This is a genomic window from Demequina silvatica (genome assembly GCF_000971215.1).
GTDB classification, from domain to species: Bacteria; Actinomycetota; Actinomycetes; order Actinomycetales; family Demequinaceae; genus Demequina; species Demequina silvatica.
Window position 1 is genome coordinate 364,908 of record NZ_BBMA01000002.1, and the last position, 23,216, is coordinate 388,123.

Sequence of the window (23,216 nt, forward strand, 5' to 3'; positions counted from 1 at the left end):
GCGCGGCGCACCGTGGCAATCATCCGCCTGGACCACGTCAACATCAACGTCGAGGACCTCGACGCCGCGATCGTGTTCTTCGAGCGGCTCGGCATGACGCTGGAGGGTCGCCAGACGGTGGAGGGCGGGTGGGTCGACCGCGTGGTCGGCTTCGACGGCACCGTGAGCGAGATCGCGGTGCTGGTCACGCCCGACGGCCACGGCCGCGTCGAGCTGGCGCGCTTCCACACCCCCGCGCCGCTCCGCCCGGACCCGCACCCGGCGCCCGCGAACGCGCTCGGCTACACGAACATGATGTTCGCGGTGGACGACGTCGACGCCACCGTCGCGGACCTCGCGGAGCTGGGCGCGACGGTGGTGCGCGAGGTGGTCACCTACGGCGATTCGTACCGCCTGTGCTACCTGCACGGACCCGAGGGGATCATCGTCGCCCTGGCACAGCCGCTGCAGGAGTAGCCGCCTTCACACCAGGCACTATTCCCATTTGTACGGTTCGGTTACAGTGGCGCCATCGACGCATCGGGGAGGGTGCTGGGGCGCGAGGCTGAGCTCGAGGCTCTCCACGCGCTGCTCACCCGCGCCCGCAACGCGGACGGCGCCGCGCTGGTGGTCCACGGCGACCCCGGCATGGGCAAGACCACGCTGCTCGAGGAGGCTCTCGCGGAGCCTCGCGGCCTGCGCGTGCTGCGCGCGGCGGGGTACGCCGCGGAGAGCACCATGCCGTACGCCGGCCTCCAGCGTTTGAGCCGGCCGCTCGCCCACCTGGTCGACGCGCTGCCCCCGGCGCAGCGCGCGGCGCTGCTCACCGCCGCGGGCGTGGACCAGGGCCCGCCGCCGGAGCCCGCGCTGGTGGGGCTGGGCATGCTCTCGATGCTCGCGGCCGCAGGCGACGAGCAGCCCACCGTCGCCGTCGTCGACGACGCCCACCGGCTGGATCGCGAGTCGCTCGCCGTCCTCGGATTCGTCGCCAGGCGGCTGTCCGCGGAGGCGGTGGCCCTGATCTTCGCGGCGCGGCCCGAGGAGGAGACGATGCGCGCGCTGGCCGGGGTGCCCGCGCTCGCCCTCGCGGGCCTCGCCGAGAACCATGCCGCCGTGCTCCTCGCGCGCGACGGCGACATCGACCCGACCGTGGTGGCGGACGTGGTCGCGGCCACCGGCGGCAACCCGCTCGCGCTGACGGACCTCGGCGCCCAGTGGACCGCCGAGGCGATCACGAGCGCGGCGCTCGGTCACGTGCCGCTCCCCGTCGGCGACCGGCTCGAGGCGCACTACTCGCAAGCCGCGGCCGCCCTGCCGCCGGCCGCCCGCACGTGGCTGCTGATCGCCGCCGCCGAGACCACCGGCGACGTCGCCGCGATCTGGGGAGCGGCGACCGCGACGGGGCTCGCGGGCGACGCCTCGACGCCCGCCGAGCTGGCGGGCCTGGTCGAGGTGCGCGACGCCGTGCGCTTCCGGCACCCGCTGGTCCGCTCGGCCGTCTACGCGGGCGCGCCCGACGCCGACCGCCGGGCGGCGCACGCCGCTCTGCGCGCGCAGGCGGCGGCACAGGGCCGCCCCGAGATCGCGGCCTGGCACGGCGCCGCCGCGAGCGCGGGCATGGACGATGCGCTGGCCGGGGAGCTCGAGCACGTCGCCGACGCCGCGGGCGCGCGCGGCGGCCTGACGTCGCGGGCCCACCTGCTCGCGCGCGCGGCCGAGCTGTCCACGGATCCGGGCGACCAGGCGCGGCGCCTGGTGATGGCGGCGCAGGCCGCGATCGGCGCGGGCGCCGGGCTCCTCACGCGCCAGCTGCTCGCGCGCGTCGACGCGCGGGCGCTCGACCCGCACACCCGCGGCGTCATGCGCATGACCGAGGCCGCGTGCACCGCGTACCTGACGGACCTCTCACGCATGCACGCGGTGGTGGCCACCTACGTGGGCGCCGCCGACGACTTCGCGGGCGCCGCGCCCGGGCTGGAGCAGGGCGCGCTGCTGCAGGCGATCAACTCCGCGCTCAGCACCGAGGACGGCGCCGCCGGGTGGCCGCTCCCCGCGCTCGCGGCGCGCATGCGCGCCGCCGCCGACGCACCCGGACCCGTCGCCGCGGCGCTCGATGCCGCGGCCTCGCTGGCCCTCGACGACTACGAGACGGCCGCGCCGCGGCTCCGGAGCGTGCTCACGCGCCTCCAGGAGATGCCCGACGGGGAGGTCGCGGACTTCGCGTTCTACGCGGTGGTCCCGGCCGTCGGGCTGTGCGACTTCGAGGCCGCCTCCGCGCTGATGCGGCGCATCGCACGCGCCTGCCGCGCGCGCGGGGACCTGCGCAGCGTCGACGGGATGCTGTGGGTGCTGAGCGCGCTCGAGCTGTCGCGCACCAACCCGCGCCTCGCTGCGGACTACATGGCGCAGTCGCAGGAGCTGCGCCGATCGCTGGGCTACGCCGACGAGCAGACGGTGAACGCCGCGCTGCTGGTCTGGCAGGGGGTGCCCGCCGAGGCGGCGGAGCAGCTGGAGCAGGGCATGCGCGCGGCAGGGTTCGGCGGGGTGGCCCGCATGACGGCGGGCGCCCGCGCCATCCAGGAGATCGCGGCGGGCGAGTACGCGACCGCGTACGCACGCCTCGCCGAGCTGGTGTCGCGCCCCTACCTCCAGGCCAGCCACCACCACGTGCCCGAGCTGGTCGAGGCCGCAGCGCGCTGCGGGGAGGACGCCGCGGCGCGCGGCGCCGGGGCGTGGCTCGCCCGCGTGGCGGACGCCGCGGGGGGCGACTGGATCCGCGCGATGGCTCTGCGCGCGGAGGCGCTGCTCGCCGACGACGCGCACGCCGAGGCCCGCCACCGCGCCTCGCTCGCGCTGCTTACGGCGGAGGGCTACCGCGGCGACCGCGCGCGCGGCGAGCTCCTGTACGGCGAGTGGCTGCGCCGTGCGAGGCGTCGCGCGGACGCCCGCGACCAGCTCCGCCTCGCGCTCGCCGGCTTCACCGCCGTCGACGCCCACGCCTTCGCGGAGCGGGCCCGCCGCGAGCTCGCCGCGCTCGGCGCGGCGGTCGACGCGGGCGAGCCCAGGGACCACGGCCCGCTGAGCGCGCAGGAGGCGCACATCGCCCGCATGGCGGCCGGCGGCGCGACCAACGCGGACATCGGCGCCGCCCTGTTCATCAGCGCCAACACCGTCGACTACCACCTGCGCAAGGTGTTCAGGAAGCTGGGCGTCACGTCCCGACGCCAGCTCGCCGAGCGCCTTCCCGACGCCGGCCGCGACGTCCACGCGTAGTCCGCCCGCGCATCGTCCCCCGCAGGACTACGCGCGACGCGTGGTGCGCGCGGCCGCCCGCCGGCGCGAGCCTGACGGGGTCCCACCACACCCAGGGAGGCCACCATGCCGTACGTCACCACCGAGGACGGGGCGCAGATCTTCTACAAGGACTGGGGCGCCGGCGGCTCGCCGGTGCTCCTCAGCCACGGCTGGCCGCTCAACGCCGACGCGTGGGAGGCGACCGCGCTGTTCCTCGCCTCGCACGGTCACCGGGCCATCGCGCACGATCGCCGCGGCCACGGCCGCTCCACCCAGACGTGGGACGGCAACGAGATGGACACCTACGCCGACGACCTCGCGTGCCTGATCGACCATCTCGACCTCACCGATCTCACGCTGGTGGGCCACTCGACCGGCGGGGGCGAGGTGGCGCGCTACGTGGGCCGTCACGGCTCCGCCCGCGTGGCCAGGGTGGTGCTCGTGTCCGCGGTGCCGCCGCTGATGCTCCGCACCGAGGACAACCCGGGCGGGCTCCCCATCGACGTGTTCGACGGCATCCGCGCCGGCGAGCTCGCGAGCCGCTCGCAGCTGTACCGCGACCTCGCCGACGGCCCGTTCTTCGGGCACAACCGCGCCGGCGACGTGCCGCAGGGCGTCCGCGACGCCTTCTGGCTCCAGGGCCTCGCCTCGGGCACCCGCAACGCGTACGAATGCATCGCCGCGTTCTCGGCGACGGACTTCCACCCCGACCTCGCCGCGATCGACGTGCCCGCGCTGGTCATCCACGGCGACGACGACCAGATCGTCCCCATCGACATCAGCGGACGCCTGTCCGCGGAGCTGATCGCGGACGCCACCCTCCTGGTCTACGAGGGCCGCAGCCACGGCCTGCCCGACCTGGATCGCGAGCGCCTCCACGCGGACCTGCTCGCGTTCATCGACTCCTGAATCCCCGCACAGACAAGGACACCGCCATGACCGCCACCCCTGACACCGTGGTCCTCATCCACGGGCTCTGGATGACCCCCCGCAGCTGGGAGCACTGGCGCGACCGCTTCGAGCGGCGCGGCCTCACCGTGGTCACGCCCGCCTACCCCGGCTTCGAGGTCGAGGTGGAGGCGCTGCGCGCCGACGACACCCCGATCGCGACCGCGTCCGTGCCGGCCACCGTCGACCACCTCGCGAGCGTGATCGAGGCGCTGCCGACGCCGCCGATCCTCATGGGCCACTCGTTCGGCGGGGCGCTCACCCAGCTCCTGCTCGCGCGCGGCCTGGGAGCCGCCGGCGTCGCGATCGACTCCGCGCCCCCCGAGGGCGTCCGCGTCACCCCGCTGTCGCAGGCGCGCTCGCTGTTCCCCGCGCTCAAGAACCCCGCGAACTTCCGCCGCGCCGTGGGCTTCACCCAGGAGGAGTTCCACTACGCCTTCACCAACACGCTCACGCGCGAGGAGTCGGACAAGGCGTGGGAGCGCTACGCGATCGCCGCGCCGGGCAACTGGGTGTGGGCGTACGGCCTGCTCGCCAACTGGCGCCCCGGTCACCAGGAGACGTGGGTCGACTACTCCGTGGACCGCGCCCCGCTGCTGTTCATCGCCGGTGAGAAGGACCACATCATGCCGCCTGCCGTGAACAGGTCCAACGCGAAGCATTGGCGGAAGTCGCCCGCGGTGACCGATTTCCACGAGTTCCCCGGCCGCGACCACTGGACCTGCGCGGCACCCGGCTGGGAGGCCGTCGCGGACCTCGCCCTCGACTGGGCGCTGGAGCACGCCACCGGCGTGCGCGCCGCGGCCTGACGGCCCGGTAGCGCGGAGGGACGATGCGGCGGTCACCCGGCCGTCGCATCGTCCCCCGGGCGCTCGTCCCGGGCAGGCGCCTCCCACCGCGTCCCCTCGAGGTCGCGCCGGAGCGTCCCGGTGAGGTCGTCGACGGCGGCGCCCACCGTAGGCCAGAAGCGGCCGGGGCCGAACCGCTCGGCCAGCCCGTAGCGGCGAAGCTGGTCCACCACCGGGTCCTTCATCTCGGCGAAGACCAGGCGGGCGCCGTGGGCCTGGAGGTAGTCGTCGAGCTCGACCAGCTCGTCGACCGCGGTGGTGTCGATCCCGGTGATGGGCTCCGCGGCGAGGATCACATGGTGGACCTCCTTGCCCGCGTGGCGGACGCGCTCGCGCACCCAGTCGTTGAACGCCTCACCGTTGGCGAAGAACAGCGGCGCGTCGAACCGCACCAGCACGATGCCGGGCAGCCGTTCACCCTCCTCGGGGTAGCGCGACAGGTCGTGGTAGCCGCGCAGCCCGGGCACCCTGCCCAGCTCCGCCCGGTAGGGCCGCCAGGACCGGTCGACGAACGCAAGCAGCGACAGCACGATCGCGACCACGATCCCGCCGAGCACCCCCACGATCAGCACGCCCGCCGTCGCGGCCAGCGACAGCGCCGCGTCGAGGCGGTTCATGCGCCACAACGCGAGGAGCGCGGGCACGTCGATGAGCGACAGCACCGCGGCGATCACCACCGCCGCGAGCACGGTGTCGGGCAGGTACGCGGTCAGCCCGGGCAGCAGCAGGATGAAGCCCAGGATCAGCAGGGCCCCGACCACCCCGGTGAGCTGCGACCGCGAGCCCGCCTGCTCCGCGACGGGCGTGCGCGAGGAGGACGCGGATATCGGGAAGCCGCCCAGGAGCCCTCCCGCGACGTTCGCGGCGCCGATCCCGGTGAGCTCAGCGCTGCCGCTCACCGTCTCCCCGCGGCGCGCGGCGAGCGACCGCGACAGCACCGCGCTGTCGGTGAAGGCGACCAGCGCGATGGCCGCGGCCGGCGCGAGCAGCGCCCCGGCGTCGGACCAGCGCAGCCCCTCGAGCGCCGGCGCGGGCAGCCCCTGGGGCAGCGCGCCGACCACCGGCAGCCGGTCGTCGAACCCGAACGCCCACGTCGCCACGGTGCCGAGCACCACCGCGACCAGCACCCCCGGCACCGGTGACCGGAGGCGCTTGAGGACCACGATGATCGCGAGCGACGCGACACCCATGACCGCCGCCGCGGGCACCGTCTCCCCCGCCGCGATGCCGCGTCCGAAAGCGACCACCTCCGCCCAGATGCCGTCCGCGTCCGTCGAGAATCCGAGCAGCTTGGGCAGCTGAGACACGATCACGATGAGCGCGATCGCGTTGAGGTAGCCCACCCGGACGGGCTTGGACAGCAGGTCCGTCACGAATCCCAGGCGCAGGATCCCGCCCAGCAGCATGAGCACGCCCACCAGGATCCCCAGGAGCCCGGCGAGCGCCACCGCGCGGGCCTCGTCGCCCGCGGCGAGCGGCAGGATCGCGACGGCGATGATGGGCGCGAGCGCCGAATCCGGGCCGAGCACCAGGATCCGGGACGGCCCGACGAGCGCGTAGACCACCAGCGGCACGATGGTCGCGTACAGGCCCGTCTCGGGAGGCAGCCCCGCCACCTGGGCGTACGCCATGCCGGCCGGGATGAGCAGCGCGGTCACCACGATCCCGGCGCGCACGTCCGGCCACAGCCATGCGCGCCGGTAGCCGCGCGCCACCGCGAGCCCGGGCAGCCACCTGTCCACCGCCGACGTCGCCATCCTCACCCCCTCCCCCCATCCTGGCCCGCGAGCGCTGGGAGCGCCGGGGTGCGCGTGGCAGGCTGGCAGGGACATCACGGAGGACGCATGGCGGACGATGCGCGGTCGGCTCGGGCGGTCGGGCGCGCCTGGGCGGGCGGGGCCGGGCGGGCGGTGGCGAGCCTGGGCACCATCCGGCGGTTCGACGGCCCCCGCTGGCCGGTCGCGCTGCAAGCGGCGGTGTCGATGGCCGTTCCCGTGATCGTGGGGGTCGCCCTCGGTGAGCCGAACCTCGGCACGCTTGCCTCGAGCGGCGCGTTCACGTGCCTGTACGCCGCGGCGCGACGGCCTGTCGACCGCGTCAAGGTCCTGCCGGTCGTCGCGCTGGTGCTCACGCTGTGCGCCGCCGCCGGGGCGGCGACCGGCCCGTGGCCGCTCGCGACGGCGGCGGGCCTGGTGACCGTCACGGCCGCCGCCACCGCGCTCACGTACGCGTTCGCGATCGGGCCGCCCGGCCCGCTGTTCCCGATGATCGCTTTCGGCCTGGCCGCGCACGTGAGCGTGCTCGAGGACGGCGCGCGCCACCTGCCGTTCGGGACGGTGGTCGCCGCCTTCGCCGCCGGCACCGCGTTCTCCTGCCTGGTGGCCGCCACCTCGCTGCTGCGACCGGCGATCCGGCGGGAGGCGGCGGCGCCGCTGCGGGTGCTGATCGCGGGACCGCGCTGGGACCGCGTCTCCACGGAGCTGTTCGTGCGCGCGATGATCGTCGCGGTGGTCGGGACGGCCGTGAGCGTCGCCGCGGTCGATCCCGAGCGCGCGTACTGGACCGTGGGCGCGGGGCTCGCGGTGATCGGCGCCCGCGCCGGCCGCGCGCACGCCGTGGAGCGAGGCCTCCACCGGATCGTGGGCACCGCGGCGGGTGCGGCCGTGTTCGTGGTGGTCGCGGGCGCGATCTCGCCGCCGCCGCTGGTGCTCGCGCTCATCCTCGGGACGCTCCAGTTCGGGGCGCAGATGCTGGTGGTCCGGCACTACGCGCTGGCGCTCGTCTGCATCACCCCGATGGTGCTGATCCTGGCCGGGGCGGCACGAGGCACCGAGCCGACCTCGGTGGTGGTGATGGAACGGGTGCTCGACACTGTCGTGGGAGCCCTGCTGGGCGCGGCGACGGGGCTGATCCACCGCCCGCGGAGGTGAGGCGCGGCCCCCGACCGCCGCATCGTCCCGCGCGTCAGCGGGCGGCGCGCACCCCGCGCATGGCCGCCGCCCACAGCTCGAGGTCGGCGAGCATGCCGGTCAGGCCGTGCTCGTGGTGGACGCTCGGGGTGGCGGCGTAGCCGTCGAAGTCGGTGCGGTTCATGAGGACCACCTGCGGGCGCACGTGCGCGATCCCCACCGCGCTGAGGACGGTGCGGAGCTGCTCGCCGGAGCGCAGGCCGCCGCCGTTGCCGTACGTGACGAGCGCGCCGGCCTTGTCGAGCCACTCGGCCCACAGGTAGTCGATCGCGTTCTTGAGCCCGGCGGGGAGCGAGTGGTTGTACTCGGGGGTCACGAAGACGAAGCCGTCGTAGGGCTCGATGACGGCGGCCCAGGCGCGGGTGTGCTCGTGCGCGTACTCGCCGGTGCTCGCCGCGGCGGGCTCGTCGAGGATCGGGAGGGGATGGTCCTTGAGGTCGATCAGCTCGTAGCGCGCGTCGCGCGTGCGGGTCTGGTCCATCACCCAGGCGGCCACGGAGGCGCCGCGGCGGCGCGGGCGGGTGCTGGCGAGGATGACGGCGAGGCGCAGGTCGGAGGTGTCCATGCCCGCATCGTCACCCGGGATGGGTGACAGGTCAACGGTGGTGCGGCCCCGACACGGCGCGCTAGGCTTTACAACGTTGCAGAAGCGCGATCGCCGCGCCCGCAGGGGAGGAGCCGCGCCAATGTCCCGCACCCGCGCCGGCGCATCCCGGTCCTCGCGCGCTCACGCCCGTTCTGGCATGCTTCCTGGGAGGATCGCACGAGGGTGCCGTCGATGAGGAGGGCCGGAGTGAACGGATCGGGCGTGCGCGGCACGGTCACCATGCATGACGTCGCGGCGCGCGCCGGGGTGTCGATCAAGACCGTCTCCAACGTGGTCAACGACTACCCGCACATCCGGCCGGCCACGCGTGAGAAGGTGCAGCGCGCGATCGACGAGCTCGGCTACCGCATGAACCTGTCCGCGCGCAGCCTGCGCCAGGGCCGCACCGGCATCATCGGGCTCGCGCTGCCGGAGCTCTCCCTGCCGTACTTCGCGGAGCTCGCGGATTCCGTGATCCGTGCGGCGGAGGCGCGCGGCGTGGTGGTGCTCATCGAGCAGACCAGCGCCGACCGCCAGCACGAGCTCGAGGTCCTCACCTCCGACCGCCGCCAGCTCACGGACGGCCTCATCTTCTCCCCGCTCGAGCTGGGCCCGGACGACGCGGACGCGCTCAAGGTCGACTACCCGCTGGTGGTGCTGGGCGAGCGCATCTTCGGCGGCGAGTGGGACCACGTCACCATGAACAACGTCGATGCCGCGCGCGCCGCGACGCAGCACCTGATCGACCAGGGCCGCCGCCGGATCGCCGTGATCGGCGCGCACGCCGGCGAGACCATGGGCTCCGCGGCGCTGCGCGTGCTCGGCTACCAGGCGGCGCTGGCCGCCAACGGCATCCCGTTCGACCCCGAGCTGGTGATCGAGGGCGGCCTGTGGCACCGCGCCACCGGCGCGGACTGCACCAACCGGCTGCTCGACTCCGGCGTGAAGGTCGATGCGGTCTTCGGGCTCAACGACGCTCTCGCGCTGGGCGCGCTGCACGTCCTCCACGCGCGCGACGTGGACGTGCCGGGCGACATCGCGGTGATCGGGTTCGACGACATCGAGGACGCCGCGTACGCCTCCCCGACCCTCTCGTCGATCTCCCCCGGCCGCGAGCAGATCGCGTCCATGGCGGTGGACCTGCTGCTCGCGCGCATCGCCGGCGAGGAGCAGCCGTTCCGCCGCGTCATCACCGACTTCGAGGTGATGCCGCGGGAGTCGACCGCGGTCTAGGAGGCGTCCGCCCGGCGGTCGACCTTGTCGAGCCACGCGTCGACCAGCAGCCCCACGAGGAGCAGCGGGATCGACAGCCCGGCGAGCACCAGCACGAACGGCCACTTGAGCCCCACGATCGTCAGCGTCACCGTGGTGACCACGGAACCGATCGCCGTGAGCGGGGACAGCAGCGGCGCGACCGCCACGAAGCGCAGGGTGGCGCCCGGGCCGTCCGTGTAGCGCCGGAGCACGTGCGGCGCGTAGGCGAGCGCCGCGATCGCGTAGGCGCCCATGGCGCCGACCGCGCCGATCATCACGGCCGCAAGCGGCCCCGACGCGTTCGCGAGCAGCACCAGCACCTCGTAGACCGCGAGCGCGACCACGAGCACCAGCGGCGCGACCACCAGGGCCGCGCGGCGGAGGTGCGTCGCGTAGCCGCGCCAGAAGTCGCGCCACACCGCGTCGGACGGGTCGCCGTCGACGATGCGGCGCAGCAGCGCGGATCCCGACGTCGCCGCGGGCCCGAGGCCCACCACGAACAGCCCGAGCACCGTGCCGAGGACCATGAGCAGCTGCACGGCGATCAGCTGGGCGAGCACGCGCAGCCACACCATGATGCGGCCCGACCAGCCCGGCATCTCGCCGGCGTCGGTGGGCGAGCCCTCGAGCCGCATGCGCGCCTTGTCGCGCTCGACCCTCCGCTCGTCCCTGGCCTCCACAGCAGCCATCATCCCACCCGGGTCCCCACGACCACCCGTCCCGAGGTCCTGGCGGCGAAGCTCAGGGTCGCGCGCCCGCGCACCGCGTCCCACGCGGGGAACACCACAGCGTCGACCGGCGCGTCGCCGTCCCGGGTGAAGCGGCCGGAGCCGTGCGCGACCAACCCGGCCAGCGCATCGTCCCCCACCGTGATCCGGCGGGACGGCGCGACGGCGTCCGTGGGCGCCGCGTAGTCCACGACCTCCCACTCGCCGGCCAGCTCGCCCACGGTGGACGGCCATGCGGACTCGTCGGAGCCCTCCCGAGGCCCGCCCCACGGCTGCACCGACACCAGCGGCCAGCCCTGGTGGGTCCACACCAGCCGGCGGACCTGCACCTCGTGCTGGCGGGGGGTCTCCTCGAAGCGCGTGTGGTGGACCAGCACCTGGTGGTCGGCCTCGGTGAGCACCGACGCGTGGCCGGGCGCGAGGATGCCGCGCGCACCCTCGAGCCGGTGGCTCGCCAGCACCGTCAGCCCCACCGCCAGCGGGTCCGCGTCGAGGTCCGTCATCACGCGCCCCTCGGGGTCCACGTAGGGCCCGTAGAGGTCGTCCGCGACCGCGACGCGCACGTGGTACGTGCTCACCAGCGAGTCGTAGGACACGATCAGCGCCCACCCGCCGCCGGGCCGCGGCAGGAGGAACGGCCCCTCGATCGCGGTGTCGACGGCCCGTGGCCGCCGCGCGATCAGGGTGCCGGGGGACGATGCGGGGGCACCGGGCGTCGGCGCGTCCAGGGCGAAGCCCGTGGCCGGGTCCACCTCGAACAGGTGCAGGCCTCCGAAGAAGGAGCCGTAGACCAGGTGGTGGCGGTCGCCGTCGACGACGAGCTGCGCGTCGATCGCGTTGTGGCCGTCGCGCTCGTGGTCGGTGGCGACCACGATCCCGCGGTCGGTCCACGGGCCGCGCGGGTGCGGGGCCACGGCGAGACCGATCGCCGAGGTGCGGGACCCGAAGGTGGAGGCCGAGTAGTACATCCGCCACTCGGGGCCGTCCACGGTGTCGACGCGGACCACGTCGGGTGCCCACAGGCCGTCCGCTCCGGAGTGGGCGCGGGCCGGACCGGGCACGCCGTCGAGCGCGCAGCCCACGAACTCCCAGCTCACCAGGTCCGTCGAGCGGCGGATCTGGGCGCCGGAGGCGCGCAGCGGGCCGTCCGCGTCGGCGTCGGTGGAGAACAGCCAGTAGACGCCGTCGTCGTCGCGCACCGCGGTCGGGTCGTGCGAGTTCCGTGCGCCCCAGGTGGACGGTTCCGGCCGTGCTGGGACCGCGGCCCCGGCGATCGCCGGGGCCGCTTGCGAGGAGGAGGTCATGTCAGGTCTTCGATCCGGTCAGCGCGATCGACTCGATGATCTGGCGCTGGAACACCAGGAACACCACCAGGATCGGGATCACCGAGATGACGGACGCGGCCATGATCAGCGGGTAGTCGCGCTGCGTGGCGTACTGCACGTTCATGTTCGCGATCACCACCTGCAGCGTCTGACGCTCGGGGGTGTTGAGGTACAGGATGGGCGCGAGGTAGTCGTTCCACACCGCCATGAACCACAGGATGAACTGCGCCGCGATCGCCGGCCGGATGAGCGGCAGGATCATGGTCCAGAAGATCTTCCAGTAGGAGGCGCCGTCGATCTGCGCGGCCTCGACCAGGGAGTCGGGCACGTTCTGCAGGTACTGGCGCAGGAAGAAGATCATGATGACGTTGCCCAGGATCACCGGGACGATCAGCGGCAGCAGGGTGTCCACCCAGCCGATCCGCGAGAACATCACGAACTGCGGGATCATCAGCGTCGGGAAGGGCACCATCATGCCGGACAGCAGCATGATGAAGATCGCGTTCTTGCCCGGCAGGCGGAGCTTCGCGAGGGCGAAGGCCGCGAGCGACGAGAACACCGTGCCGATGATGGTGACGCTCAGCGACACGATCAGCGAGTTCTTGATGCCGGACAGCACGTACGTGTCGTTGAAGACGCGGGCGTAGGTGTCCCACACGAACGGGTCGGGGATCCACTCCGGGGGGAGGGCGTAGACGCCGTCCTTGGTCTTGAGCGAGGTGGACACCATCCACACCAGCGGGGCGGCCATGACTATCGCGCCGATCGAGAGGACGATCGTCAGGATCGCGTTGACGGCCGGGCTCTCCTGGGTCGCGCCCTTGCGGCGCTGGAAGATGTTCGGACGCTGCTGGGGCAGCTGGCGACCGGTGTCCGCCGCCGTGTCGCGGATCGCGCCGGAGGCGGCGCGGGCGGTCTGTGCGTTGAGGCTCATAGCGTTCTCCTTCGCCTCAGTCGATCGAGAAGTCGTTGGCACGGTTGATGCGGAACTGGATGATCGTCACGATCAGGACCAGGATTCCCAGCACCAGCGCCATCGCGGTCGCATAGCCCATCTGGAGGTTGCGGAACGCCTGGTTCCACACGTACCAGACCAGGGACGCGGTGCTCCACGAGGGGCCGCCCGTCGGGGTCATGATGTTGATCTCGGTGAAGATCATCGAGCCGCCGATGATGTTGGTCACCACCAGGAAGAAGGTGACCGGCTGCACCATGGGCCACGTGATCTTGGTGAACCGCTTCCAGCCGCTGGCGCCGTCGAGCGCGGCCGCCTCGTAAAGCGAGCGCGGCACCGCCTGGACGGCGGCCAGGTACAGCAGCGTGGAGTAGCCGAGGCCCTTCCACACCGCCATGATGATCAGCGCGGGCTTGGACCACGTCGGGTCCATCAGCCAGTTCGGACCCTCGATGCCCACCAGCGCGAGCGCCTGGTTCACCAGCCCGAAGTCACCGTTGTAGGCCCACTGCCACAGGATCGCGACCGCGGCCAGCGAGGAGATGACGGGGATGTAGTAGACGGTGCGGAAGAACGTGCGGCCGCGGATCTTGCGGCTCAGCGCGAGCGCGAGCGCGAGCGAGATCGCGAGGCCGATCGGGATGCCGATCATGTAGAAGACCGTGTTCCACAGGGCCTTCCAGAAGTACGGGTCCTGGACCAGGCGGACGTAGTTGTCGAAGCCGACGAACGTCATGTTGCCCAGACCGTTCCAGTTGGTCATGGACGCGTAGATGGAGAAGCCCATCGGGAACAGCAGGAACGCCACCCACCCGATCACGGGCGCCGCCATGAAGGCCGCGGCCCAGGCGTTCTCGTTGCGGTGACGCTTGCGGTTGGCCTTGCGGGCCGCCTTCGCGTCCTCCTTCGACCAGCTGGTCGTGGTCGGTGCGGCGGGGGGTGCCGTGGTCGCCATGATCGGTTCCTCTCTCTACCGGGGCAGGGGGCCGGCGCCTGAGCGCCGGCCCCCGCCCGGCTTCGTGCTGGTTAGCCCTGAGCCTTCGCCTGGTCGGCGCTGACCCACGACTGGTCGAGGAGCATCTGCATCTCGGGCTGCTTGGCCGCGAGGAAGTCCGCCGCGGTCTGGGAGCCGTTGTCGACGACGTTCTCGATGCCGATCCAGAAGTTGTCGTACCACTCCGGCGTGTAGGTCCAGATGCCGGGCAGCGGGCGACCCTTCTCCTCCGCGATCTCGAGGAAGATCTTGGTGTTGGCCGGCCAGCCGGCGGCCGGCGCGTCGGTCTCGATCCACTCGCCGGTGGCGTAGTCGATCAGGTTCGGGATCTGCACCTTGTTCTCGGCGAGGATCTTCTGCGCCTCGAGGTCGGTGGAGAGGTAGGTCGCGAGCTGGGCCGCGAGCTCCTTGTTGGCGGAGTTCTCCGACACGGCGATGCCGAGCGAGCCGAGCCAGGTCGACCAGTCGTCACCCTCGTTCGCGACGGGGTAGGGGATCACGTCGTAGCCGAAGTTCTCCGGGTCGGACGCGGCCTTCTCGTTGTAGGTCGCGATGTCCCACGGGGCGACGGGGAAGAACCCGATCTCGCCGGCCATCCAGCGCTGGTAGGTGTCGAGCGTCTGCGCCTGCTCGGCGGACGGGGTGACGCCCTCGACCAGGCCGAGGTCCGCGAACCACTGCAGCGCGTCGGCGAACTCCGGGGTGTCGACCGTGACGGTCTTCTGGTCCTCGGAGATCCAGTCCGCGCCCGCGCCCCAGATGAAGGCCTGCGAGTTCCAGGTGACGTTGAGGCCCGTGCCCCAGTGGTCGAGCTCGCCGTCGCCGTCCATGTCGACCGTGAGCTGCTTGGCGAGGTCCACGAACTCGTCGAACGTCAGCGGCTCGTCGGCCGGCGGGGCCTCGAGGCCGAGCTTCTCGAACAGGACCGTGTTGTAGCCGAAGCCGAACGGGCCCACGTCCTTGGGAAGGCCGTACAGCGGGTCGCCGTCCTGGCCGCGCGCGCCGGTCTCGGTGTTGAAGCGGTACGCGTCGGTACCGAAGTCCCAGATGTTGTCGATGGTGGCCTGGTCGACGTAGTCGGTCAGGTCCGCGAGCACGCCGGCGTACACGTAGCCCATCATCTTGCCGGGCTCGATGTAGAAGACGTCGGGGACCTTGTTGCCGGCGATGGCCGCCTGCAGCTTGGTCGCGTACTGGTCCGCGTCGGTGATGATCATCTTCACCTTGGCGCCGGTCTCCGCCTCGAAGGCCTCGATCGCGGTCTCGTAGGCGAGCTTGTCGTAGTCGCCGCCACGGAACATGAACGTGAGCTCGTTGGCCGCGGTACCGCCGGAGGTGTCCGGCTCCTCGCTCGCGTTGTCGCTCGACCCGCCCGAGCTGCACGCGGCGAGCGTCAGCGCGCCCACCACGGTTGCCGCGAATGCCGCGGTCTTCATCCTTCGCATCGTCCTGCCTCCCTGTTCGTCGTTGAAGAGTGAGGTCGCTCCCGATGAGACACGTCTCCCCTTGTCGGGGGTTCAGTGTCGCATCCTGGTCGTCCTTGACCCCAGGTTCTGAAGCCGACCCCGTGCCGGCTTCTTTACAACGATGGAACCATGACACGCGGCAGCCCCTCGGGTCAAGTCGGTCAGGTCACAATTCCGAAACACCTCCCCTGAAAGGCCATTTACCAGGAGGGACGATGCGCAGGCCGGCTCGCGTGGGCGTTTTGGCGCCATTTCCGGGACTGGCAGCGAAGGCGGCTGGGACCGGTCCATGGCAGGGTCGAGTTGACTCGCACGGGCCCGCATGGGCACGATTGCGTTACAACGATGTAGACATGAGAGGCCTCGGAATGCTTGCCACCACACCCCCCATGGGCTGGAACAGCTGGGACAGCTACGGCACCACGGTGACGGAGGACGAGGTCCTCGCCAACGCGCGCGTCATGGCATCACGCCTGCTACCGGCCGGATGGGACACCGTGGTGGTGGACATCGCGTGGTACGACCCGACCGCCCGCTCGCACGGCTACAACGAGGGCGCGCCGCTCGAGCTCGACGCGTACGGGCGCCAGATGCCCGCCCCGAACCGCTTCCCGTCCGCCGCGGACGGCGCCGGGTTCGGGCCGCTCGCCGCGCAGGTGCACGCGCTCGGCCTCAAGTTCGGGCTGCACATCATGCGCGGGATCCCGCGCCGCGCGGTCGAGCTCGACCTGCCCGTGCACGGCACCGGCTACACGGCCGCCCAGGTCGCCGACCTCGACCACGTGTGCGCCTGGAACCCCGACAACTACGGCCTGAACCACGACCACCCCGGCGCGCAGGCGTACTACGACGCGCAGGTCGCGCAGTTCGCCGCGTGGGGCGTCGACTTCATCAAGGCCGACGACATGCAGGCGCCGTACTACGACCGCGAGATCGCCGCCTACGCGCTCGCGATCGAGCGCTCGGGCCGCGCGATCGCGCTGTCGCTCTCCCCGGGCACCCACCTCTCCACCGCGCACGTCGACCACCTGCGCGACCACGCGCAGATGTGGCGCATCTCCGACGACCTGTGGGACCGCTGGGAGGACGTGCATGCCCAGTTCGCGCGCCTCGCGCGCTGGGCGCCTTTCCAGCGGCCCGGCGGCTGGGCCGACGCGGACATGCTCCCGCTCGGCCGCATCGGCATCCGCGCCGAGCGCGGCGAGCCCCGCGACTGCCGCCTCACGCTCGACGAGCAGCGCACCATGCTGAGCCTGTGGTGCATGGGCCGCTCGCCCCTCATGGTGGGCGGCGACCTCCCCACCAGCACCCCCGAGACGCTCGACCTGCTCGCCGCGCCCGCCGTGTCCGAGGTGCTCCAGGGCTCCACCGACGGCCGTGAGCTGCTGCGCGAGCCGCTCGACGGCGGCGAGCTCATCGTGTGGTCGGCACGCGCGGTCGCCTCCGCGCGCACGTACGCCGCGATCTTCTGGACGGGCGAGCAGGGGCACGATGCGCGGGTCGCGCTGGCATCGATCCTCGGGATCGGCCATGCCCGGGTCGCGGCGACGGACCTCTGGCCGGGCCAGTCGACGGCGGTCGACGGCGACCAGCTCGTCGCGACCGTGCCTGCCCATGGCGTCGCGTGGGTCGCGCTGGACGTGGTCGCGTGACCACGCGCAGGCCCCTGATCGTCGGCGCGGTCGCGAGCGTCACGGCGATCGCCGCCGCCGTAGGCGTGGCGCTGTGGAGCCCGTGGAGCGAGGACGTGGTCGCGGCCACCGCGCTCGAGCTCGACGGTGACATCCGCACGCACGACCCGGCGCTGGTGGTGGGCGACGACGGCGAGGACTGGTACGTCTACTCGACGGGCGACATCCAGAAGGGCTTCGGATCCCCGCAGATCCGCCGCTCGAGCGACCAGGGCGCGACGTGGGAGTACGTGGGCACCGCGTGGGACAAGCCCGAGGACGTCGCCTGGGTCTACGACGAGGTCACCGGCGTGCAGAACTTCTGGGCGCCCGAGCTGGTCGAGCACGAGGGCACCTGGTACCTCTACTACGCGGCCTCGACCTTCGGCACCAACGGCTCCGTGATCGGCCTCATGACCTCCCCCACGCTCGACGTCGACAGCCCGGACTACGGGTGGACCGACCAGGGCATGGTGTGGCGCTCGGCTCCGGGCGAGACGAACTACAACGCGATCGACGCGGGCGTCCTCACGGACCAGGACGGCACGCCCTGGATGAGCTTCGGATCCTTCTGGGGCGGCATCCAGCTGGTCGAGCTCGAGTGGCCCGGCGGCCTGCCGGCCGCCGGCGCCGAACCCGTCTCCGTCGCGACGCGGAACAACGCGACCAACGCCATCGAGGCGCCCTACCTCGCCTACCGCGACGGCTACTACTACCTGTTCGTCTCGCGCGACAGCTGCTGCCAGGGCACGGACTCGACCTACTCGATCGCGGTGGGCCGCTCCACCGAGATCACTGGTCCGTACCTCGACAGCCTCGGCAACGACATGCGCTACGACGGCGGCGACGAGCTGCTGTCCACGCGCGGCGCCATGATCGGCCCCGGCGGGCAGTCATACTCGGACGGTTACCTGGCCTTCCACTACTACGACGCCGACCTGGGCGGAGACTTCCAGCTCGCCATCCGCGAGCTCGGCTGGACCGAGGACGGCTGGCCCGTCGCCTGGACCGCCGAGGAGCTGGCCGGCTGAGACCCCCCGACACCCCGCATCGTCCCTACTCAACGAGGAGCACACCCGCATGACCACCATCACCCTGCACCCCGACTTCCGCGTCGGTCCCGTGGACCGGCGCGTGTTCGGGTCGTTCGTGGAGCACCTGGGCCGGTGCGTGTACACCGGCATCTACGAGCCCGGCCATGACACCGCGGACGATCACGGCTTCCGCCGCGACGTCGCCGACCTCACGAAGGAGCTCGGGGTCACGATGCTGCGCTACCCCGGCGGGAACTTCGTGTCCAACTACACGTGGGAGGACGGGGTCGGGCCGGTCGAGGACCGCAAGCCGTTCCTCGACCTGGCGTGGCGCACCGTCGAGCCCAACACCGTGGGCACCGACGAGTTCCTCCAGTACTGCGAGCGTGAGGGGATCGAGCCGATGATGGCCGTCAACCTCGGCACCCGCGGCGTCGACGCCGCGGTCGCGCTGCTCGAGTACTGCAACGGCGAGGCCGGCACCAGGTGGGCCGACATGCGCATCGCCAACGGCCGCGAGAAGCCGTACGGGGTCAAGCTGTGGTGCCTGGGCAACGAGATGGACGGTCCGTGGCAGATCGGCCACAAGGACGCCCACGAGTACGGCAAGCTCGCCGCGGCCACCGGGCGCGCGATGCGCCAGGTCGACCCCACCATCGAGCTGGTCGCGTGCGGCTCGAGCTCGATGATGATGGACACGTTCGGCGAGTGGGAGCGCACCGTGCTGTCCTACTGCTACGACGTGGTCGACCACATCTCCATGCACGCGTACTACGAGGAGCTCGACGGGGACCGCGCGTCCTTCCTGGGCTCCGGCACCGCGATGTCGACGTTCATCGAGAGGGTCGCGGCCTCGGCGGACGCGATCGGGGCGCAGCGGCGCTCGGACAAGGAGATCACCATCTCCTTCGACGAATGGAACGTCTGGTACCTGGTCTCCCGCTTCCCCGGCGAGACCAATCTGCCCGTCCAGCGCGACGCGCCCCGCATCATCGAGGACCGCTACTCGGGCCTCGACGCCGTGGTGGTGGGCGACCTCATCGTGTCGCTGCTGTCGCACGCGGACCGCGTCGCGGTGGGCTGCCTCGCGCAGCTGGTCAACGTGATCGCGCCCATCATGACCGAGCCAGGCGGCGCGGCGTGGAGGCAGACCACCTTCCACCCGTTCGCCACCGCCGCCCGCCTCGCGCGGGGCGAGGCGCTCCAGGTCCAGGTCGACGCTCCCGCGTTCGCCACCGCCAAGCACGGCGACGTGCCGGCGGTCACGGCCGCCGCGACCGTGGACCGGGAGACGGGCGCCTTGGCGCTGTTCGTCACCAACCGCACCGACGCCGAGCAGACGGTGACCCTGCGCCACCCCGGCGCGACCGCACGCCTCGACGGCGGCTCCGCGGTGCTCGCCGACCACGAGGGCGCCCGGGAGTCGCGTGAGGAGGCCGAGACCTACGGGATGGTCGACGCCCTCGCCGTCGAGCACGGCGACGGGAGCATCACGCTGCGCCTCGCGCCCGAGTCCTGGACCGCCTTCCACGGCACGCTCGCGTAACGTCCGCGCCAACCCGGCCCCCGCATCGTCCCCCGTGGCACGATGCGGGGGTCGGCTCTTTCCGGGAGGTCCCGTGACGCGCACGCAGGGGTGGTTCGCGCTGGGCGCGGCGGCGGCGGCCGCGGTGGCGCTCGTGTTCGCGACCGTGGGCGACGGGGTGCCCGCGTCCGAGGCCACCGGCGGCGTCGCGCTGGTGACGGATCACGGCCACACTGCCGTGTGGGTGGTGCTCGCGGCGTCGCTGGGGATCGCGGCGGCGCGGGGCGGGTGGAACCGGCTCAGCGGGGCGCTCGCGTGGATCGCGCTGGCGCTGTACGCGGCGTTCCTGGCGGCGACGTTCGTGCTGTGAGCGGCGCGGCTACGCGTTCTGCTTGTTCTTCTTCTTGTCGAGCGGGTTGTCCGGCAGCGTGCGCGGCGCGGGCTCCGGGTTGACCAACGTGACGGGCAGGCACTCGGCGTTGGCGGAGAGCACCGCGTCGGGGTCGAGCTCGGGGTCGAGGGTGGAGCGCAGCGTGCCGTCCTCGGCGAAGCCGGCGCCGAGCACGATGTCGACCAGCGTGCCCTCGCGGGTGTCGAGCACCATGTCGACCTCGCCGTCGAAATTCAGCGCGACAGTGTAGGCCTGGCGGATGCCCTCGGGACCGAAGTAGAGGCGGACGTAGTCGCCGTAGGTGCGGCCCCAGTTCTCGGTGCTCACCACCACGTACTTGCGGGACTCGAGCTCGTCGGTGACGCTGCCGGCGAGGCCGTTGGTGTCGGTGCCGTTGAGCACGCGCACGCCCACCTTGCGGTGCTGCATGGCCGTCTTGCCGTTGGGCGGGCACACCAGCGTGACGTCGCTCTCGAACGCGCCGGCCGGGGTGACGAAGGCCTGCGAGAAGGGCCCGTCGACGTCGCCCTTGTAGACGCCGGCCGCGAACACTCCCGCGAAGGCGACCAGGACCAGCAGCACGCCGAACACGATGATCTGGCGCTCGCGGCGGTGACGGCGCACCTTGGCGCGGCGGGCGTCCGGACGCGGGTTCGGTCGCTCGGTCACAGGCACCATCCCGTCACGGATCGGGTCAACAGGCGGAGGAGGGGATCCGCACCGCGACGAGGCAGCCCCGACCTCCAGGACAATCGCCGTCTACCAGCCCGGATACCCGAGAGCCGGCCGCACGGCGACTGCTAGTATCGCACGCCTCGCCGCGGCGCGGCTATCCTTCGCGGCCGCCCCGGATCGCGCGCGCGAGCCTCCGCGACCGCGTCCACCTGGTTGACATGTGACAAATCCGTCACGCGGAGAGCGCGCCCATCAGGCATGACGTCGTTACGGTGGAACGGTCGGCGTTCGCCGCTGAGTCTGCCCCCCAGAGTTGTGCGGCGAGCGCCGACCTCATCGACCGAGACCGAGGAGCGACGTGGCCACCCAGCCGAGCTGCCCCGCCTGCGCGCAGCCGCTCGAGGTGCGGAGGGTCTCGCAGAGCCGGCCCGACGGCGGCCGCTGGCAGGCCGTCCTCGACGGACCGCTCCGCGCCTGCTGCGTCAACGCGGCGTGCCCCCTCTACCTGCGGGCGGTGGCCTGACCCGACGGCGGCACCGCCGTACGAGAACGCCCCCGGCGGACCTTGCGGTCCACCGGGGGCGGTGCTGGCGGAGGATGGGGGATTCGAACCCCCGAGGGCTTGCACCCAACACGCTTTCCAAGCGTGCGCCATAGGCCACTAGGCGAATCCTCCAGGCCCGGCAATGGTACACGTGTCGAGCGGGTGGGTCGAAACGCCCCCGGGACGGGCCCGCGCGCGGGCCGGGCTACACTGGTCGGCGACCCTCCACGTGGCGATACCTCGCCCAACTCCCCCAGGTCAGGAATGAAGCAAGGGTAAGCGGGCTCTGTCGGGTGCGTGGGGGGTCCTTTCATGCCCGGGCCCGGCCTGTGGACAACGCTGTCCCCGCTGTCGGAGCCCCCCACTAGAGTCGTACCCGTGACCACCGCCCTGTACCGCCGCTACCGTCCCGACGCCTTCGCGGACGTGGTGGGTCAGGAGCACGTCACCACGCCGCTCATGCAGGCGCTGCGCGCGGACCGCGTCAACCACGCCTACCTGTTCTCGGGGCCGCGCGGCTGCGGCAAGACCACCTCCGCGCGCATCCTCGCGCGCTGCCTCAACTGCGAGCAGGGGCCCACGGACACGCCCTGCGGCACCTGCCCGTCCTGCGTCGAGCTCGCGCGCGGAGGCGCCGGCTCGGTGGACGTGGTCGAGATCGACGCCGCGTCGCACAACGGCGTGGACGACGCTCGCGAGCTGCGCGAGCGCGCCGCTTTCGCCCCCGCGCGCGACCGCTACAAGATCTTCATCCTGGACGAGGCCCACATGGTCACCACCCAGGGCTTCAACGCGCTCCTCAAGCTGGTCGAGGAGCCGCCGCCGCACGTGCGCTTCATCTTCGCGACCACGGAGCCGGAGAAGGTGATCGGCACCATCCGGTCGCGGACGCACCACTACCCGTTCCGGCTGGTGCCGCCGCCCGTCCTGAGCGCGTACCTGCAGACGCTGTGCAAGGCGGAGGACGTCACCGTCGCCGGAGGCGTGCTCGACCTGGTGGTCCGCGCCGGCGGCGGATCGGTGCGCGACACCCTGTCCGTGCTCGACCAGCTGATGGCGGGCTCCGATGAGTCGGGGGTGACCTACGACCGCGCGATCGCGCTGCTGGGCTTCACCGACGCGACGCTCCTCGACGACGCGGTGGACGCGATCGCGGCCGCGGACGGCGCCTCGCTCTTCGACGTGGTCGAGCGGGTCATGTCCACCGGTCACGAGCCCCGCCGGTTCGTGGAGGACCTGCTCGAGCGGCTCCGCGACCTCCTGATCCTGTGCGCCGCCGGTGAGGCGGGCGCACGCGCTCTGGGCGCGATGCCCGAGGACCAGGCGACCCGGATGCGCGACCAGGCACGCCGCCTCGGCCTCGCGCGCGCCTCGGGCGCCGCGGACCTGGTCAACGACGCCCTCACCCACATGATCGGCGCCACGTCCCCGCGCCTGCACCTGGAACTGCTGTGCGCACGGCTGCTCGCCTCGGACCCCGGCGCCGCGCCGGCGGTGTCGGCGGCTCCGGTGGCTGCGGCGGCTCCGGCGGCTGCTGCGCCTGCCGCGAGCACCCCGCCCATGGCCGCGCCCGCGGCGCCTGCACCCGTCGCGGCCCAGCCCGTCGCGACCGCACGGCCGGTCCCTGAGGCGCAGCCCGCGCCCGCGCCTGCGGCCCCCACGGTCTCGCGTGCGGCCCCCGCGGCCGCGCCTGCGACACCCCCAGCCGCCGCTCCCGCGCCGTCGGTGCCCTCCGCACCCGAGCCGGCGCCGTCCGCAGGTGGCGCCGCGGACACCGAGCTGGTGCGCCGCCGCTGGCCCGAGGTGCTGGGCACTCTCGAGAAGTGGCGCGTCACCTGGACGCTGGTCAGCCAGAACGCGCAGGTCGCGTCCGTGGCGGACGGCACCCTGTCGCTCGCCGTGTCCAACCCGAACCTGGTCGCGATGCTCGACGGCGGCAAGCACGCGGAGAACCTGCAGCTCGCGATCCGCGAGACGCTCGGCATGCAGCTGCGCATCGCTGCCGTCGCCGGCCCCGCCGCACCCACGGCA

Annotated in this window: 20 protein-coding genes, 1 tRNA gene and 1 other RNA gene; 13 read left to right on the forward strand and 9 right to left on the reverse strand. The window is 72.7% G+C overall.

Annotation, left to right across the window (positions count from 1 at the left end; all coding sequences use genetic code 11):
- Nucleotides 1-12: 12 nt before the first annotated feature.
- The 4 genes from AOM05_RS01750 to AOM05_RS01765 all read left to right on the forward strand — a co-directional run bounded on the left by AOM05_RS01750 (nucleotide 13) and on the right by AOM05_RS01765 (nucleotide 5,030).
- A complete protein-coding gene (locus tag AOM05_RS01750) occupies nucleotides 13-456 on the forward strand; it encodes a VOC family protein (protein WP_062518910.1) in 444 nt (147 codons plus the stop codon).
- Between the two features lie 72 nt (nucleotides 457-528).
- A complete protein-coding gene (locus AOM05_RS01755; RefSeq protein WP_082097174.1) occupies nucleotides 529-3,252 on the forward strand; it encodes a helix-turn-helix transcriptional regulator in 2,724 nt (907 codons plus the stop codon).
- A gap of 105 nt (nucleotides 3,253-3,357) precedes the next feature.
- Nucleotides 3,358-4,182 carry an alpha/beta fold hydrolase gene (locus AOM05_RS01760; protein ID WP_062518914.1) on the forward strand — a complete coding sequence of 275 codons (825 nt, stop codon included), beginning with the start codon at nucleotides 3,358-3,360 and terminating at the stop codon, nucleotides 4,180-4,182.
- Between the two features lie 26 nt (nucleotides 4,183-4,208).
- Nucleotides 4,209-5,030, forward strand: coding sequence for an alpha/beta hydrolase (locus AOM05_RS01765; RefSeq protein WP_062518916.1), 822 nt, complete (start codon nucleotides 4,209-4,211; stop codon nucleotides 5,028-5,030).
- A gap of 32 nt (nucleotides 5,031-5,062) precedes the next feature.
- Here AOM05_RS01765 and AOM05_RS01770 read toward each other — a convergent pair whose 3' ends face one another.
- Nucleotides 5,063-6,826 carry a SulP family inorganic anion transporter gene (locus tag AOM05_RS01770; RefSeq protein ID WP_062518918.1) on the reverse strand — a complete coding sequence of 588 codons (1,764 nt, stop codon included), beginning with the start codon at nucleotides 6,824-6,826 and terminating at the stop codon, nucleotides 5,063-5,065.
- An 87-nt stretch (nucleotides 6,827-6,913) separates the two neighbouring features.
- On the opposite strand from AOM05_RS01770, the gene AOM05_RS01775 reads away from it, so the two are divergent.
- Entirely contained in the window at nucleotides 6,914-7,999 is a 1,086-nt protein-coding gene (locus AOM05_RS01775) for an FUSC family protein (RefSeq protein ID WP_062518920.1), read from the forward strand.
- A 34-nt stretch (nucleotides 8,000-8,033) separates the two neighbouring features.
- Here the strand turns inward: AOM05_RS01775 and AOM05_RS01780 are convergent, their stop codons facing one another.
- Nucleotides 8,034-8,603: an NADPH-dependent FMN reductase gene (locus AOM05_RS01780; protein WP_062518922.1), complete on the reverse strand. Its 570-nt coding sequence runs from the start codon at nucleotides 8,601-8,603 to the stop codon at nucleotides 8,034-8,036.
- Between the two features lie 261 nt (nucleotides 8,604-8,864).
- Between AOM05_RS01780 and AOM05_RS01785 the strand changes: the two genes are divergently transcribed.
- Nucleotides 8,865-9,857 carry a LacI family DNA-binding transcriptional regulator gene (locus AOM05_RS01785; protein ID WP_062519610.1) on the forward strand — a complete coding sequence of 331 codons (993 nt, stop codon included), beginning with the start codon at nucleotides 8,865-8,867 and terminating at the stop codon, nucleotides 9,855-9,857.
- Here AOM05_RS01785 and AOM05_RS01790 read toward each other — a convergent pair.
- The 5 genes from AOM05_RS01790 to AOM05_RS01810 all read right to left on the reverse strand — a co-directional run bounded on the left by AOM05_RS01790 (nucleotide 9,854) and on the right by AOM05_RS01810 (nucleotide 15,316).
- A complete protein-coding gene (locus AOM05_RS01790) occupies nucleotides 9,854-10,567 on the reverse strand; it encodes a YesL family protein (RefSeq protein WP_169746708.1) in 714 nt (237 codons plus the stop codon). The genes AOM05_RS01785 and AOM05_RS01790 overlap by 4 nt on opposite strands.
- Nucleotides 10,567-11,910, reverse strand: a complete 1,344-nt coding sequence (locus AOM05_RS01795) for an arabinan endo-1,5-alpha-L-arabinosidase (protein ID WP_062518925.1) — start codon at nucleotides 11,908-11,910, stop codon at nucleotides 10,567-10,569. Before AOM05_RS01795 ends, AOM05_RS01790 begins: the two co-directional genes overlap by 1 nt.
- A gap of 1 nt (nucleotide 11,911) precedes the next feature.
- Entirely contained in the window at nucleotides 11,912-12,865 is a 954-nt protein-coding gene (locus AOM05_RS01800) for a carbohydrate ABC transporter permease (RefSeq protein WP_082097176.1), read from the reverse strand.
- Between the two features lie 16 nt (nucleotides 12,866-12,881).
- On the reverse strand, nucleotides 12,882-13,841 hold the full coding sequence (locus AOM05_RS01805) for a carbohydrate ABC transporter permease (RefSeq protein ID WP_082097177.1): 960 nt from the start codon (nucleotides 13,839-13,841) through the stop codon (nucleotides 12,882-12,884).
- A 71-nt stretch (nucleotides 13,842-13,912) separates the two neighbouring features.
- Nucleotides 13,913-15,316 (reverse strand): ABC transporter substrate-binding protein, encoded by a 1,404-nt coding sequence (locus AOM05_RS01810; protein WP_228373176.1) that lies wholly within the window; start codon nucleotides 15,314-15,316, stop codon nucleotides 13,913-13,915.
- Nucleotides 15,317-15,699: 383 nt separating this feature from the next.
- Here AOM05_RS01810 and AOM05_RS01815 point away from each other — a divergent pair, with 383 nt between their 5' ends.
- The 4 genes from AOM05_RS01815 (at nucleotide 15,700) to AOM05_RS01830 (ending at nucleotide 19,945) form a co-directional block, all read left to right on the forward strand.
- Nucleotides 15,700-16,998 carry a glycoside hydrolase family 27 protein gene (locus AOM05_RS01815; RefSeq protein ID WP_228373177.1) on the forward strand — a complete coding sequence of 433 codons (1,299 nt, stop codon included), beginning with the start codon at nucleotides 15,700-15,702 and terminating at the stop codon, nucleotides 16,996-16,998.
- Nucleotides 16,995-18,047, forward strand: coding sequence for an arabinan endo-1,5-alpha-L-arabinosidase (locus AOM05_RS01820; RefSeq protein ID WP_062518930.1), 1,053 nt, complete (start codon nucleotides 16,995-16,997; stop codon nucleotides 18,045-18,047). The genes AOM05_RS01815 and AOM05_RS01820 overlap by 4 nt, the downstream gene beginning before the upstream one ends.
- A gap of 49 nt (nucleotides 18,048-18,096) precedes the next feature.
- Nucleotides 18,097-19,596: an arabinosylfuranosidase ArfA gene (gene arfA / locus AOM05_RS01825; RefSeq protein WP_062518932.1), complete on the forward strand. Its 1,500-nt coding sequence runs from the start codon at nucleotides 18,097-18,099 to the stop codon at nucleotides 19,594-19,596.
- A gap of 73 nt (nucleotides 19,597-19,669) precedes the next feature.
- Complete coding sequence (locus AOM05_RS01830; protein WP_062518934.1) at nucleotides 19,670-19,945, forward strand: hypothetical protein; 276 nt, start codon at nucleotides 19,670-19,672, stop codon at nucleotides 19,943-19,945.
- Nucleotides 19,946-19,954: 9 nt separating this feature from the next.
- On the opposite strand, the gene AOM05_RS01835 is transcribed toward AOM05_RS01830, so the two are convergent.
- A complete protein-coding gene (locus AOM05_RS01835) occupies nucleotides 19,955-20,635 on the reverse strand; it encodes a LytR C-terminal domain-containing protein (RefSeq protein ID WP_062518936.1) in 681 nt (226 codons plus the stop codon).
- 364 nt (nucleotides 20,636-20,999) lie between these two features.
- On the opposite strand from AOM05_RS01835, the gene AOM05_RS14090 reads away from it, so the two are divergent.
- The gene (locus AOM05_RS14090; protein ID WP_156164990.1) at nucleotides 21,000-21,164 is read left to right on the forward strand and encodes a hypothetical protein; all 165 of its coding nucleotides are present in this window, start codon (nucleotides 21,000-21,002) and stop codon (nucleotides 21,162-21,164) included.
- A gap of 65 nt (nucleotides 21,165-21,229) precedes the next feature.
- Here the strand turns inward: AOM05_RS14090 and AOM05_RS01840 are convergent.
- A tRNA-Ser gene (locus AOM05_RS01840) sits at nucleotides 21,230-21,317 on the reverse strand.
- Nucleotides 21,318-21,401: 84 nt separating this feature from the next.
- Here AOM05_RS01840 and ffs point away from each other — a divergent pair.
- Together ffs and AOM05_RS01850 are read left to right on the forward strand one after the other, a co-directional pair.
- Nucleotides 21,402-21,498: signal recognition particle sRNA small type (gene ffs, locus AOM05_RS01845), an RNA gene on the forward strand.
- A gap of 65 nt (nucleotides 21,499-21,563) precedes the next feature.
- A partial coding sequence (locus AOM05_RS01850) for a DNA polymerase III subunit gamma and tau (protein WP_228373178.1) occupies nucleotides 21,564-23,216 on the forward strand: 1,653 nt, incomplete at its 3' end.

What these genes read in the sequence shown, in the direction of transcription:
- AOM05_RS01785 (WP_062519610.1), top strand. Translation starts at nt 8,865, where the DNA reads ATGCATGACGTCGCGGCGCGCGCCGGGGTGTCGATCAAGACCGTCTCC.
- arfA (WP_062518932.1), top strand. Translation starts at nt 18,097, where the DNA reads ATGACCACCATCACCCTGCACCCCGACTTCCGCGTCGGTCCCGTGGAC.
- AOM05_RS01765 (WP_062518916.1), top strand. Translation starts at nt 4,209, where the DNA reads ATGACCGCCACCCCTGACACCGTGGTCCTCATCCACGGGCTCTGGATG.
- AOM05_RS01815 (WP_228373177.1), top strand. Translation starts at nt 15,700, where the DNA reads ATGAGAGGCCTCGGAATGCTTGCCACCACACCCCCCATGGGCTGGAAC.
- AOM05_RS01810 (WP_228373176.1), bottom strand. Translation starts at nt 15,316, where the DNA reads ATGAAGACCGCGGCATTCGCGGCAACCGTGGTGGGCGCGCTGACGCTC.
- AOM05_RS01770 (WP_062518918.1), bottom strand. Translation starts at nt 6,826, where the DNA reads ATGGCGACGTCGGCGGTGGACAGGTGGCTGCCCGGGCTCGCGGTGGCG.
- AOM05_RS01790 (WP_169746708.1), bottom strand. Translation starts at nt 10,567, where the DNA reads ATGGCTGCTGTGGAGGCCAGGGACGAGCGGAGGGTCGAGCGCGACAAG.
- AOM05_RS01775 (WP_062518920.1), top strand. Translation starts at nt 6,914, where the DNA reads ATGGCGGACGATGCGCGGTCGGCTCGGGCGGTCGGGCGCGCCTGGGCG.
- AOM05_RS01760 (WP_062518914.1), top strand. Translation starts at nt 3,358, where the DNA reads ATGCCGTACGTCACCACCGAGGACGGGGCGCAGATCTTCTACAAGGAC.
- AOM05_RS01780 (WP_062518922.1), bottom strand. Translation starts at nt 8,603, where the DNA reads ATGGACACCTCCGACCTGCGCCTCGCCGTCATCCTCGCCAGCACCCGC.
- AOM05_RS01800 (WP_082097176.1), bottom strand. Translation starts at nt 12,865, where the DNA reads ATGAGCCTCAACGCACAGACCGCCCGCGCCGCCTCCGGCGCGATCCGC.
- AOM05_RS01795 (WP_062518925.1), bottom strand. Translation starts at nt 11,910, where the DNA reads ATGACCTCCTCCTCGCAAGCGGCCCCGGCGATCGCCGGGGCCGCGGTC.
- AOM05_RS01805 (WP_082097177.1), bottom strand. Translation starts at nt 13,841, where the DNA reads ATGGCGACCACGGCACCCCCCGCCGCACCGACCACGACCAGCTGGTCG.